We start from the raw sequence: 13,669 nt of genomic DNA, 5'->3' as shown, positions 1-13,669 counted from the left end.
GCAATATACCCCGATCGCAAAAACAATAAGCCCTCGGGAAACACAACGGACGCGGGGTGGAGCAGCCCGGTAGCTCGTCAGGCTCATAACCTGAAGGCCGCAGGTTCAAATCCTGCCCCCGCAACCAACTCAAGCGAACACTTCGCAGACCCATACGCCCCGCCAACAGCGGGGCCTTTTGCGTTCTGGGTCAAGTTATTCCCGGAGCGCGCCAGAATCCCGCGCGGTTCTCAAAAAAGCTCGAGGGAATGGCCGCTTGGGTCCGTGCCATCCGGTGTCAGCACGATCTTCTCGATCAACCCTCGCAGCACGTCTGCAGCCTTTCCCCGCGCTCCTCCTGCATCCCGCACCGGAACCGGCCGATGAACGCGCGGATCGTGGCGGTGTTTCGGTGTTCGTTTTTGCCGCTTTTGCGGGTTTGTCACACCGTTCGTTGCCGGACAGTGAACGGAGGCACGGATGGGGCGGGTGAATACCTTTCCGGCGCGGTCCTGCATGAATGCTGGCCCCGTCATGGGATGATCCGCTCGGCCCGCAGCCGGTCGAATGTGTCGATGAAGGAGGCCTCGGTATCTTGTGTCGATCTGAAACCCAAGCGGCGCGCCTTGGCCATCGAATGAACGCATTCCATCGGCCTCCCGAGGTCAATATCGGTATGCCAAGCCGAGGCCAGCGCCGAAAGCGCGAGGGGTTGCAGCCCCTGCGCTTCCACGATGGCGCGCCACTCTGCATCGCGGCCCTGAAGCCGGGGGGCCAGAGGGGTGTGATCCGCCGGACAATCGGCAGCCTCGACTCCAAAATAGTCGGCAATCACGCGCCACAGGCGGCTCCAGCGAAAGACATCGCCATTCACCGCGTTGAAGGCTTCGTTCCGCGCATCGGGGGTGACGCCCGCCCAGACGATCTGCTCGGCCAGCAGTCGCGCGTCAGTCATGTCGTTGAGCCGCGACAGCAGGCTGCGGGCCGCGCCGCGTCACCAGCCTTGCTGTCCCTGCTGCCGGAAAAGCACGACACGAAGTCCGTTCGGGGCAGAAGAGGCGCCGCGCGTCAGCGAGACATGCGCGCAAAAATCCTCGCGTCCGTCCAATTCCCGGGCGATCCGGTCCCACATCCCGGCGTCGCTGGCGCGGGGGTGGTGGTCCGGTCGCACCCTGCGCAGACCTTGCCTTGCGACCTGTCGCAGTCGGAACTCCAGCTCGCCAGAGGCGCTGACGGCTCCAATTTCGGCGGTCAGGAACGTGTCATGCAAGAAGAAAAGCGCGGCTTGCAGCGTCTGGCCGATGACGCTGGCCACCAGACAATCCGAACCCGCGATGCAGCTTCGCAGCGATCTTTCCTGAACGGCTTGGATCGAAACTGCCCGCCTTCGCATGACTTCGCGAAAGACCCAAAGCACATCGCACAAAAGCCCGTGGGAATCGAATGTTGCCACGGTCTTACATGCGGTCGGGCGGGTCATGCCGCGACTGGCGGCGAATGGAACGATGTCTCCTCGGGTTGCGGCCGGGCGCGATGCATCCTTGCCAGCGTATGATTTCGTCACGGCGCTCCTCCATTCAAAAGGTCGGTTTTGTCCTTCGGCTCGGGGATGGCGGTAAGGTAGGGAAGGAAGGTCACATCGTCCTCGTCGCCGGACGGAACGTAACCGCAGCTGCGCGCGGTCACGAAAGGGTCGCCACGGCGCCAGTCGGCGGGCACCATCACATCGCAACGATCTGCGATCTGCATGGCTTCGATGCAGCGCATGACCTCGTGCACGTTCCGCCCGAGGGCGAGCGGATAGTCGAGAACAAGACGCACGCGCATATCGGGATCGAGAACCAGCGTCTTGCGTGGCAGGACCTGACGGCCGGTGAACCATTCGGTCCCCAGCCGCGCCGCAAGCCACGGGTCGATGTTTGCGATGCAGGGAAACCAGACCTCTTTTCCGAACACGGACGCACAGTCGCGATGCCACGCATCCTGATCGTGAAGCGGCGAAGAGTTCAGGCCGATGACCTTGGTGTTGAGCGCGTCGAACTGCTTCTGGCGGCCGACGATGCTCACAAGTTCCGAGGTGCAGACCGGTGTCGCGGCAAGCGGGTGGACGAAAAGAAAGGTCCAACTGCCCTTGCTCCAATCATGCAGCCTTATCTGTCCCATCGTCGTGGTGGCGACGAAATCGGGAAAAAGGCTGCCCATCGACAGGGGCGGCGTGCCTGCCCTGCGAAAGGGATGATTGCGGATCACCTTTGAAATCGAAGCAGAAAGTCCCATTCGCTGTCTCCATCGGTGAAAGTTCGAACCCGGAGGCTGCTAAAGAGCGGGTGTGTCCAGACTTTGGGATCGACATGCGAAGTTGTGCAATTCTGTGTCAAAGGCACCTTCCGCCCGACGCAGGGGGAAGGTTGGAAACCATGTGCCGGACCGGTTGGCATCGATACCCATGGCCGTATGGGCGGCAGGATGGACCGCAAAGATTTTATAAGTTTGCGGGAATTGTGTGAAATTGTGCGAGGTCTTGATCTGCTCGCCAAGGCTGATTAAACATTCTTACTTTGATAATTCATCTTTGGCTGAAGCACTGTGCAGAAAGGGAAGCCCGATCGTGCCGAAACCCAGCATCCTCGCCTTGGATGACGAGCCGGAAATGCTGGAGATTCTTGAAACCGCACTTGTGCGCGAGGGATACAGCTTCACCGGAGCCGGAAACATCGCGACGTTTCAAAGCCTTCTCGCCGAGCGGAATTTCGATGTCTGCTGTATCGACCTGACCTTGCCTGATGGCAACGGCCTGAACGTCGTGCGCGAATTGCGCAGCCAGACCGAAGCGGGAATTATCATCCTGACGGGCCGCAACGGAGAGTTGGACCATGTTCTCGGGCTCGAGATCGGCGCTGATGACTATGTGACCAAGCCGTTCCGCCCCCGCGAACTGGCGGCGCGGGTGAATGCCGTCTATCGCCGCACGTCAGGGCATGCCTTGCAAAAGGACGCGGGCCTGAAAGCGGCCGATTTCTATCCGGCAGCAAACATCGACCACGAATTCGACGGCTACAAGGTCAGCTCCTCGGCGCGGCAAATCTGGTCGCCGGACGGGGTCGAGATCGACCTTACGACGGCAGAGTTCTCGGTCTTGCTGGCCCTGCTCGAGGCGCGCGGCAGGGTCCTGTCGCGTGACCAGATCATGACCTTCGCCAAGGGGCGCGAATGGGAAAGCTATGACAGGGTCATTGACGGCCTGGTCAGCCGCCTGCGCCGCAAATTGCCACGGATGTCCGAAGGAAGCCACTCCATCCGCACGGTTCACGGCTTCGGCTACATGCTTGTGTGACGGGCCGCACAGGTGCCGACCCCTCTCGCTTTCACAAAATTGCACAAATCTCGCGAATTTTCAAAAACTGCGGCTGCTAGCATCCGGTGTGCCTTGGTGCAGGTGGCACCCGTCCCGGCGGCATGGCGCCGGTTGGTCCGTTTGCCGCCAAAGGGGGGAAAGCCGATGATGCAGATCCGGTCTTTGCGCCATTCCGGCCAGCCCGCCCGAATGCATCGGCAGCCTGACGGCCCACGGGTCCATGGCTGGCCGATGCCCGATGTTGCACATGCTATTGGCCGGCAGGATATGGGCGTTCCGGGATGATTGGAAACCTGCGTCTGCGCGTAACCTCTAGCCTGCTCATACCGGCGGCATGCATGCTTCTGGTAACGCTGGGCGCATGGGCGCTTTACCTGCGGTCCGAATGGAATGCGGCGATCGATCAGGGGTATTCCAAGTCGATGACCCTTGCCAAATCCATCGGCGGAGACCTCGACGGCGTCTTCCGCGACTATGGCGAGGTTCTGGGCGAACTGGTCAGCCGCCCGCAAGTCCGCCGAATGGATCGCAACGACTGCGATCCCATGATCAACCACTTCGACTCGCTCTACACGGAACTGATCTCGGTCTCGATCCGCGATACGCAGGGAAACCTCGTCTGTTCGTCGATGCAGGATGCGCCCTATCCGATCAACCCCGCCTACGTCCCCTTGCTGGAAAAGGCCATCACCGCAGATGGCCCGTATTTTACGGGCGTTCTCTACCCGCCGACGGTAAACCTGTGGGTCGTGATCGTGACACATGCGATCCGTGACCAGGCCGGAAAGCCCGTCGGTGTCGTGATCGCGGCGATCGACCTTGAACAGCTGTCAAAGCGCTTGCTCGGAAATGTTCCCGCGAATGCGATTGCAACAGTGGTGGACCCCGATCTGAACGTCGCCCTGAGGTCGCGTGACCTGCTGGACCGGATCGGAAAGCCCCTTCCCGAATTCATTACCGACATCTACCGTAACGGGGGCGAGGGGACTTTTATTGCAAAAGACCTTGCCGGTGTGCGGCGCATCGGCGCTTTCACGCAATTGCCACGCTCGAAATGGATCGTCGCTTTGGGCTATCCGCTCGATGAATTCCTGTTGCCCTTCAAGACCAAGATCTTCGTCAGCGGCCTGCTCGGGCTTGTCGTCACCTCGATGGCTTTCGGCCTCGCCTGGGTTTTCGCGCGGTCGATTTCGACTCCGGTGAAACAACTGGCAAAGGCGGCGGGCGAATTTGCCGAAGGCGACCTGTCCGTCCGTCTGCAACCCGCCGGGCCTTACGAGATTTACAACGTGGGCGAGCGTTTCAACCAGATGTTCGATGCGCTGCGACATTCGATACAGGAAAGGGCCGCTTCGGCCGAGTCGCTGCGCCTGAGCGAAGAGCGGTTCCGGCTGCTGGCCCATGCGACCAGTGACGTCGTCTGGGACTGGAACGTTCGGACCGACGAAGTCTGGTGGAGCGACCACGTAAAGTCGCGCTTCGGGCATGATTTCCCCGACCCCGTGCTTTCGGCACGCGAGTCACACAGGCTGATCGCGCAGGAAGACCGCGACAGGGTGCGCCAAAGCCTGTCCACGGCCTTTGCCGACGGCCATGATATCTGGCGTGAACAATACGACTTTACCTGTTCGGACGGGTCTGTGGTGACCTGCATCGCCAGCGGTTTCGTGATCCGCGACGCACAGGGCGCGCCGACGCGGGTTCTGGGCAGCATCGTCGACATCACCGAACGCGCCAAACTTGAAGAACAGGTTCGCCAGTCGCAGAAACTCGAGGCGATGGGCCAGCTGACCGGTGGCTTCGCGCATGACTTCAACAACCTGCTCACGATCATTCTGGGCAAGGCGGAATTCCTGTCCGACATCCTTCCCCAAGGCAGCGAGGAAGCCCGGCTTGCATCGCGCATCCAGCAAGCCGCCGAGAGGGGGGCCGAGCTTACGAACCATCTTCTCGCCTATGCCCGCAAGCAACCGCTGGCACCCGAACTTATCCGTCCGGGTGCCGTCGTAGAGGGAATGCGTGACCTGCTGGACCGGGCTTTGCCGGCCGATATCGAACTGGCAATTTCCTGCAAGTCGAACTGGTATGCCCTGATCGACAAGGCGCAACTTTCGTCTGCGACGCTGAACCTTGTGCTGAACGCGCGTGACGCCATGCCCGATGGCGGCAAGGTGACGATTTCCGCAACCGACCAGACCATCGGGAACGACCCTTCCGGCGATCTCGTGGCCGGAGAATACGTCGTCATCACCGTAACCGACCACGGGGCGGGAATACCCGAACACCTGTTGCACCGCGTGTTCGAGCCTTTCTTCACGACTAAGGAAGTCGGTCGCGGCAGCGGACTTGGCCTGAGCATGGTGCAGGGCTTCGTCCGCCAGTCCTCCGGCACCGTCCGCATCGAAAGCCAGCTTGGTGTCGGCACGTCGCTGAGCATGTATTTCCCGCGCTCCAAGGGAGAATTGCTGCTTCCCTCGAAGCGCGGCGATGCCGTCAGCGGTCAGGGCGAACGCGTGCTGGTGGTCGAGGATGACGAAGGTGTGGCGGCCTATATCGTCAACCAGTTGCGCGTTGCGGGCTACAAGGTCTGGCATGCGGCAACCGGCGACGAGGCGGTCGAAATGCACCGCAGCATCGCGCCGATCGACCTGTTGCTGGCCGATGTGGTCTTGCCCGGCGGAATGAACGGTTTGCAGCTTTCGCAGCGGCTGTCGAAAGACACCGCTTCGCTGCGGACGCTGTTCATGTCGGGCTATGACAAGGACGTCTTGATCCGCGATGGCCGTTTGGCCGAAGGGATCGCACTGCTGCGCAAACCCTTCCATCGCGTCGACCTGCTTTCGGCCGTAAAGGTCGAACTGGTCAAATGACGGGCCGCGACGGGTCTGTGTGACCTGTTCCGAAACCGACAAATCTGCCGCGCAAGTGCTGGACAGAACTGTCCAGTGGCTGAAAGATGTCACCGAAGGCGGGGGGCATTCATGAAAGCGCAGGATCAGGCCGCGACGAAGGGCGCACGACAGGGCAGCGGGGCGATTGCGCGCCTGTCCCGCGATTCCGGCCCCGGACGGACAGGCGAATGACCGATACCCCAAGACAGCGCCGCCCGCGCGCGCCCGTGCCGCTTCGCGCGGGTTACAAGCAGTTGCGCCACCCCTTCGCGCCGCAAGCCGCGTTTTCCGGTGATGAAATCGCCGCGATGCACGACACGGCCCTTCGTGTGCTGGAAAATCTTGGCATCCGCATTCTGCTCGACGAGGCGCGGTCGATCTTTCGCGCGGCTGGCGCACTGGTCGATGACGACAGCCAGATGGTCCGCATCGGGCGCGATCTGGTGGCAGAAGCCCTTTCCGCCGCCCCGCGCAGCATCCGTCTGCGGGCCGCCGATCCCGCGCATGAGCAAATCTTTGAACCCGGCGCCGCGCTGTTCATGGCCGGATCGGGTTGCCCCAACGTCACCGATGCCCTGCGTGGCCGCCGCCCCGGCAGCCGCGAAAGCTTTGTCGAAACCCTGCGCCTGCAACAAAGTTTCGACGTCATCCATATGCACGGCCCAAGTGCCGAACCGCAGGACGTGCCGATTCACCTGCGCCATTACACGCTGATGCAAGAGCAGTTGACCAACTGCACCAAGCCGCTTTTCGTCTATTCCCGCGGGCGCGGACAGGTCGCGCAATCCTTCGAGATGATCCGCCTTGCCCACAATCTGGACGACGCCGCGTTTCAGGACGGCGTCTGGGCCACCACCGTCATCAACTCCAATTCCCCGCGACAGCTCGACATACCGATGGCGCGCGGGATCATCGATTTCGCCCGTGCGGGACAGCTCAGCCTGATAACCCCCTTCTGCCTTGCCGGAGCGATGGCCCCCGTAACCGTCGCAGGCGCGCTTGTCCTGCAACATGCCGAAGCGCTGGCCGGGATCACGCTGGCACAACTTGCACGCGCGGGGGCGCCGGTGGCTTACGGCGGCTTTTCGTCGAACGTCGATATGAAATCCGGCTCGCCCGCCTTTGGCACGCCCGAACATATCCGCGCCAACCTGGGATCGGGCCAGCTGGCGCGGTTCATCGGGCTGCCTTGGCGGTCGGCCACAGGCTCTGCGTCGAATGCCGCCGATGCGCAGGGCGCGGCCGAAACCGTCAACGCGCTTTGGGCTGCAATGCTGGCGCAAGCCACCGTCACCGTCCATGCGGCGGGCTGGCTCGAGGGTGGGTTGTCCTTTGGCTACGAGAAATTCATCCTCGATGTCGAAGCCCTGCAAACGCTGGCCGAACTTTGCCGCCCCGCCGCAGCCGATGCCGCGGCCCTCGCCTATGACGCGATTGCCGAGGTCGCCCCCGGCGGGCATTTCTTTGCGGCGCATCACACGATGGAACGCTACCAGACCGCCTTTTACGCCCCTTTGGTTGCCGATCTGTCCAACCACGGGCTGTGGACTGAAAACGGCGCGCTCAGGGCCGACCAACGGGCCACCGCGATCTGGCAAAGGACGCTGGCCGAATTCACCCCCCCGCCCGCCTGCAAGGATGCGGGCGCGCGGCTTGCCCCCTATGTCGCGGCCCAGATCGCGGCAGGCGGCATGCTGCCCGAAGACTAGGCGCGCATGGCCGAAACCCCTGTCAGCACCACGCGCGAGGATTGGGTCCGCACCGCCCTGCAAATTCTGGTCGAAGAAGGCGCGGCCGCGGTAAAGATCATGACGCTTGCCAAGCGCATGGGATGCTCGCGCTCGAACTTCTACTGGTTCTTCAAGGACCGCGAGGCGTTGCTGGCCGAACTGCTCGCATATTGGCAAGCAAGGAACACAGCCGCCATCATCGACCGCGCCGCCCGCCCCGCTGCGCGGATTTCGCAAGGCGTCCTCAACATCTTCGATTGCTGGGCCAATCCCGACCTGTTCGACGCAAGGCTCGACTTCGCCGTGCGTGAATGGGCGCGCCGGTCCGCTGCGGTCGCGGCCGAAGTTGGCCGCGCAGATTCCCGTCGTCTCGACGCCATTGCCGCACTTTTCACCCGCTTCGGCGCGTCTCCGACGCAGGCCATCGTCCGGGCAAGAACGCTCTATTTCATGCAGCTTGGCTATTACGCCTTGGACATAAGCGAAACGCCCGCGCAGCGCATGGCCTTGCTGTCGGACTATGTTCTTGCCTTTTGTGGCGAGCGGCCCGCCGACGCCGACAAAGACGCCTTTGCGCGGCGCAACCTCGGAAGTGACGGGTAGCCGCCCGCACTGGCCGCCGAAGTGCGGCTTCCGGTCGCCAAGGCTGTAAACATGCGCTATTTTATCCGCCGCGCGACATGCCCGATTGCTTGGCGATCTGGCGCGCGAACCTTCTGGCCGCCTTGCCGCGCCGGACGGCACCTGCAAGCGACGAACAATTGTGTTGACGAAAATAATTTTGTCCGATTATCTTTGTTCGGCTGCCTTGGGAGGGGTCGCCCGAGCGGAATTGGCGTTTGCCGCCATCCCGCGAACGGGCCGCTGCCTTCCGGAGCGATCTGCCATCGCCGATGGCAAAACAGGGTCAACAGGAGGAAGTACCCATGAAGAAATTTGCGGCAGGACTGGCTGCCCTTACACTCGCGGGCGCGCTTGGTGCCTCGGTCCCCGCCTTTGCTGCGGGACAGGGCGATCTGATCAAGCCGGTCGACAAGGAACTGACCTTCGTCTTCGTCCCCAAGGTCATCCACCCGTGGTATGATGTCGTGGCCGAGGGTGCGCAATTCGCGGTGGACGAATTCGCCAAGCAGGGCATCAAGATCAACATGATCTGGGACCAGCCGCCGCAAGCCGATGTCGTCGACCAGAACGCCCGGATCGAGGCCAACATCGGCCGCCATCCCGATGGTCTTGCCGTGGCCTGCCTTGACCAGGCGACCAACGTGCAGCTTCTGAAGGAAGCCGTGGGCGCAGGGATCAACACGATCACCTTCAACTCGTTCTGCGACGATGCCTTCCCCTTCATCGGCCCGAAATCCTCGGAACAGGACGGTTATGACCTTGGCGAATATCTGGCCAAGCGTCTGGACGGCAAAGGCAAGATCGCCATCCTCGCCGGCAGCCTGACCGCGTCCGACCATGTGCAGCGCATCACCGGCTTCAAGAAGGCGCTGGAACAGTATCCGGACATGCAGATCGTCTTTGAACAGCCCGACGACGACATTCTGGAAAACGCCGTGTCGCTGACCGAATCCGCGCTTTCGGCCAACCCCGACCTTGCGGGCATCTTCGGCTCGAACGCGTCGAACCCGATCGGCGCCGCGCGTGCGGTGGACAATGCCGGCCTGTCCGGCAAGGTCGCCATCGTCGGCATGGATGACCTGCCGGAAGCCGTGGACTTCGTCTGCAAGGGCACCATCGACGCCCTGAAAGCGCAGCGCCAGTGGGATATGGGCTATTGGGCCATCAACTACATGGTCGCCATGAACGAGAACCACACAATCCCGATGTTCCACAACACCGGATCGCGCTTCCTGACCAAAGACGACTGCAAGTAAACCTTCAGGGCCGGGCGCAAAACTGCGTCCGGCCTTTGCCTTTGCGAGGACGACCCGATGCCGACCCCCGTTTTCGAAGCCCGCGCCGTCTCGAAAGCCTTCGGGCCGGTCAGGGCGCTCAGCGATGTGACCGTCACCCTCAACCGCGGCGAAGTGCATTCGATCATCGGTGAGAACGGGGCGGGAAAATCGACGCTCATGAACATCATCTGCGGGCGATTGCAGCCGACAAGCGGGCAGTTGTTCATCGACGGAACCCCCGTCCACTTCCACAACCCCAAGGATGCGCAGCGTCAGGGCATCGCCATCGCACCGCAAGAGATCAGCCTTGTTCCCGATCTGACGGTCTACGAGAACATCATGCTCGGCGCGCAGCGCTCGGGGTTTCTGTCCATCGACTGGGCCAGGACGCGCGACGAGGCGACGCGGCATCTGCACGAGGTGGACAAGTCGATCGACCCCCGTGCCAAGGTGTCGGGCCTGTCCAAGGCGCAGCAACAGCTTGTGCAGATCGCCCGCGCGGCAGCGACCGAAGCCCGCATCCTGATTTTCGACGAACCCACCGCAACCCTGACCTATCGCGAGGAAGAGGTCCTTCTCGCCTATATCGAAAACCTCGCGCGCGAGGGGCGTTCGGCCTTTTACATCTCGCACCGCCTTGACGAGGTGCGCCGCCTTTCGCACCGGATCACCGTGCTGCGCGACGGGGTGCATGTGGGCGAGCTGTCGCCCGACGAGGCCAGCCGCGATGCGATGGTGCGCCTTATGGCAGGGCGGCCGCCAAAGGTGGGCGCGCAGGACATCCGCCCCGTCTCGACCGCCGCGCCGATACTCGAAGTGCAGGGCCTCACCCGCGCCGGAGAGTTCGAGGATGTGTCCTTTACCTTGCGCAAGGGCGAAATCCTCGGCGTCTCGGGGCTGATCGGGGCGGGCCGCACGGAAATGGCGAAATGCCTGTTCGGCGTGACCCGCGCGCAATCGGGCAAGATCCGGCTCGACGGGCAAGAGGTCGCCTTCTCCGGCCCCTATCAGGCCATCAACGCAGGGCTGATCTACCTGCCAGAGGAGCGCAAGCAGGAAGGCATCTTCCCGCTGCTGTCGATTGCCGAAAACACGGCGCTTCCCACCATCGACCGCTTCAGCGGTCTGCTGCATCTGCGCAACCGCGACATGATGGCCGAAGTGGCCCGACTGGCCGACCAGATGAAAGCCAAGTTCAACGCGCTGAAAGACCCGATTACCAGCCTGTCGGGCGGCAACCAGCAGAAATTCATCATCGCCCGCTGGCTTATGCGCGATGCCAAAGTGCTGGTGATGGACGAACCCACGCGCGGGATCGACGTGAACGCCAAGTTCGAAATCCAAAGCGTTCTGCGAAAGCTGACCGAAGAACGCGGGCTGTCGATCATCGTGATTTCATCGGAAATGGAAGAATTGCTCGACGTCGCCGACCGCATCCTTGTGATGCACGAGGGGCGGGTGAAGGGCGTGGTGGACCGCCGGGACGCAACGCAGGAAGGCCTGCTGCAACTGGCGATGGCCTGAAGAAAGGATGCAAGGATGACTTCTGCGATCTCGACGCCCGACGGGCGCAAGCATGACCGCCGCCAACCCGCTTTGCTGGCGCGCTTCTGGGGGTGGGAGGCGAGCGGGGTTCTGGTTGCGCTTGCCGTTCTGGTGCTGGCGCTAAGTCTTGCGACCGACAACTTCCTGTCGGCCTATAACGTCTCTGTCGTGGTGCGGCAGGCGGCCTTTGTCGGGCTGGTCGCCCTTGGGCAGACCTTGGTCCTGCTCGTCGGCGGGATCGACCTGTCGGTGGGGGCGGGGGCGGGCCTTGCCTCGACCGTGGGGGCCATCGTGCTGACGCAATGGGGGCTGCATCCCTATCTGGTCATTCCCTTCACCATGGCCTTCGGCTTCTTCCTCGGTTCCATCAACGGCGTCTTCGTTGCCTGGTTGCGGCTGAACCCCTTTATCGTGACCTTGGCGACATGGGAGATCTTCGCGGGCCTGACCCTCGTCATCACCAAAGGCTACCCGATCCGGCCCCTGGGCGAAGAGTTCGGCATCTTCGGCAAGGGCGAGATCCTTGGCCTGCCCGTGCCTGTGCTGATCTTCCTCGCCTCGGCGCTGGTGCTGATCTGGGTGCTGACGCAGACGCGCTTCGGTCGCAACATCTTTGCCGTGGGTGGCAACCGCGACGCGGCGCTTCTGGCAGGCATTCCGGTGCGACGGGTCGAATTCATCGCCTTTGGCCTGTCGGGCATGCTGGCCTCGATGGCAGGGATCCTGTTTGCCAGCCGCATGGACGCAGCGCAGCCATCAGTGGGCGAGGGTTGGCTGATGGGCGCGATCACGGCAGCGATCCTTGGCGGCACCTCGTTGCGCGGGGGGCAGGGGTCCATCGTGGGCACCGTGCTGGGGGCGCTGCTTTTGACGGTGCTGGCCAACGGCACGGTGATGATGAACGTCTCCGGCTTCTGGCAGCGTGTCATCGTCGGCGCCGTGGTGCTTGTCGCCGTGCTTGTCGACCTGCTCCGCCGCCGCGCCAGCTGACACCGCAAACCAGCCCATACCCGACCCCCGCGGCCCGCGCCGCGGGGGTTTCTCTTTGTGCTTTTGGTGTCTCCGATTCAATTTTGCGCAGCCTGTTGCGACGCCAGAGCATCGGCTGATTCGGCGTATTCAGGTGCGATTCCAGACCTGTACGCGCCAACGCCTGTAATAATTCAATGAAACCATTTGCTTGCAGCTGATGAACAGATCGATTCTGTGATTGACATTTGTTCTGAACAATAGGTATCTTGAAATTGTAAATGTGCAGGCAGGAGGAGGTTCTGCATGGCCGAGATTTTCGATCATACCGGTGCGCCGGTAAAGCATGGGCGGGCCCGCGTGAACGGCATCCGCATGCATTACGTGACTGCGGGACAGGGAGAGCCGCTGCTTCTGCTGCACGGAACACCCAAGACCCACTTCTACTGGTACAAGCTGATCCCGCTTCTGACGCCCCATTTCACCGTGGTGGCGCCCGACCTGCGCGGCTTTGGCGATACCGACAAGCCGCCGGCCGAAGAAGGTTATGACAGCCTGACCAACGCCAAGGACGTGGCGGCGCTGATGACCCATCTGGGCCATGACAGCTTCCACCTGCATGGCGAGGATCGTGGCGCGGAATTCGCCTACGCCCTTGCCGCGACCGAACGCGCGCGGGTCAAGACGCTGTCCTTCAGCGAGATGCTGCTTTCGGGCGAAGGTCTGGAAGAATGGTCCAACTTCACGCCCGCCAACGTTTCGTCGCAGTTCGACCTGCGCGGCGTCTGGGTCTGGCACATCCCCTTCTTCTGGATCCCGCACCTGCCCGAAATGCTCATCACGGGGCGCGAGCGGGAATTCTGGGAATTCTGGATCAAGGCCGAGACGTGGAACCCGAACGCCATCACCAACGAGGCGATCGACGAATGGATTGCCCGCCTTTCCGCCCCCGGCGGTCTGCGCGGCTGCCTTGAAACCTATCGCGCGGGCCTCAAGAACGCGCGCATCAACGCCGAGCTGAAGAAGTCCAAGCTCGATCTGCCCATCCTGACCATCGGCGCGCCCGAATTCTTCGGAGAACTGGTGCGCGGGCAGATGGAGAATGTGGCCAAGGGCGTCGAACGGTCGGAAGTGTTCCAGGAATGCGGGCACAGCCTTGCCTTGGAAGCGCCCGAGCGGCTGGCCCAGACGCTGCGCGAGTTCATGCTCGACCGCAAGAAAGGGGCTGTCGCCGCGTCCTGACGCGGTGGCCACCCCCCAAGAACCCCACCACCCCAAACTTGGCGCGGCCCTCGGAGG

12 protein-coding genes and 1 tRNA gene are annotated in these 13,669 nt (G+C 62.5%); 9 read left to right on the top strand and 4 right to left on the bottom strand.

Features of this window, described 5'->3' with window-relative positions; genetic code table 11:
* Window positions 1–50: 50 nt before the first annotated feature.
* A tRNA-Met gene (locus H7F16_RS19015) sits at window positions 51–127 on the top strand.
* 103 nt (window positions 128–230) lie between these two features.
* Here H7F16_RS19015 and H7F16_RS19010 read toward each other — a convergent pair.
* Genes H7F16_RS19010 through H7F16_RS18995 form a run of 4 tightly spaced genes read right to left on the bottom strand, consistent with a single transcriptional unit; the run spans window position 231 to window position 2,256 of the window.
* Window positions 231–497 (bottom strand): hypothetical protein, encoded by a 267-nt coding sequence (locus H7F16_RS19010; RefSeq protein WP_185799229.1) that lies wholly within the window; start codon window positions 495–497, stop codon window positions 231–233.
* Between the two features lie 14 nt (window positions 498–511).
* The gene (locus H7F16_RS19005) at window positions 512–934 is read right to left on the bottom strand and encodes a Rossmann-fold NAD(P)-binding domain-containing protein (RefSeq protein WP_185799228.1); all 423 of its coding nucleotides are present in this window, start codon (window positions 932–934) and stop codon (window positions 512–514) included.
* A gap of 39 nt (window positions 935–973) precedes the next feature.
* Window positions 974–1,543: a hypothetical protein gene (locus H7F16_RS19000; protein WP_185799227.1), complete on the bottom strand. Its 570-nt coding sequence runs from the start codon at window positions 1,541–1,543 to the stop codon at window positions 974–976.
* A complete protein-coding gene (locus H7F16_RS18995) occupies window positions 1,540–2,256 on the bottom strand; it encodes a redoxin domain-containing protein (protein ID WP_185799226.1) in 717 nt (238 codons plus the stop codon). The genes H7F16_RS19000 and H7F16_RS18995 overlap by 4 nt, the downstream gene beginning before the upstream one ends.
* 331 nt (window positions 2,257–2,587) lie before the next feature.
* Between H7F16_RS18995 and H7F16_RS18990 the strand changes: the two genes are divergently transcribed.
* From H7F16_RS18990 to H7F16_RS18955, 8 genes are all read left to right on the top strand, one after another.
* Window positions 2,588–3,313: a response regulator transcription factor gene (locus H7F16_RS18990; protein WP_338402034.1), complete on the top strand. Its 726-nt coding sequence runs from the start codon at window positions 2,588–2,590 to the stop codon at window positions 3,311–3,313.
* 359 nt (window positions 3,314–3,672) lie between these two features.
* Window positions 3,673–6,204: an ATP-binding protein gene (locus H7F16_RS18985; RefSeq protein ID WP_185799225.1), complete on the top strand. Its 2,532-nt coding sequence runs from the start codon at window positions 3,673–3,675 to the stop codon at window positions 6,202–6,204.
* 209 nt (window positions 6,205–6,413) lie between these two features.
* The gene (locus H7F16_RS18980; protein ID WP_185799224.1) at window positions 6,414–7,934 is read left to right on the top strand and encodes a trimethylamine methyltransferase family protein; all 1,521 of its coding nucleotides are present in this window, start codon (window positions 6,414–6,416) and stop codon (window positions 7,932–7,934) included.
* 6 nt (window positions 7,935–7,940) lie between these two features.
* Complete coding sequence (locus H7F16_RS18975; protein ID WP_185799223.1) at window positions 7,941–8,558, top strand: TetR/AcrR family transcriptional regulator; 618 nt, start codon at window positions 7,941–7,943, stop codon at window positions 8,556–8,558.
* A 323-nt stretch (window positions 8,559–8,881) separates the two neighbouring features.
* The gene (locus tag H7F16_RS18970; protein WP_185799222.1) at window positions 8,882–9,835 is read left to right on the top strand and encodes a substrate-binding domain-containing protein; all 954 of its coding nucleotides are present in this window, start codon (window positions 8,882–8,884) and stop codon (window positions 9,833–9,835) included.
* 57 nt (window positions 9,836–9,892) lie between these two features.
* On the top strand, window positions 9,893–11,380 hold the full coding sequence (locus H7F16_RS18965) for a sugar ABC transporter ATP-binding protein (RefSeq protein ID WP_185799221.1): 1,488 nt from the start codon (window positions 9,893–9,895) through the stop codon (window positions 11,378–11,380).
* A 15-nt stretch (window positions 11,381–11,395) separates the two neighbouring features.
* Entirely contained in the window at window positions 11,396–12,391 is a 996-nt protein-coding gene (locus tag H7F16_RS18960; RefSeq protein WP_185799220.1) for an ABC transporter permease, read from the top strand.
* A gap of 285 nt (window positions 12,392–12,676) precedes the next feature.
* Window positions 12,677–13,612 (top strand): alpha/beta fold hydrolase, encoded by a 936-nt coding sequence (locus H7F16_RS18955; protein ID WP_185799219.1) that lies wholly within the window; start codon window positions 12,677–12,679, stop codon window positions 13,610–13,612.
* Window positions 13,613–13,669 lie beyond the last annotated feature (57 nt).

Origin of the sequence: Paragemmobacter straminiformis, assembly GCF_014243445.1 — a bacterium.
Lineage (GTDB): Bacteria > Pseudomonadota > Alphaproteobacteria > Rhodobacterales > Rhodobacteraceae > Paragemmobacter > Paragemmobacter straminiformis.
This window is presented reverse-complemented; position numbering and strand designations above follow the sequence as displayed.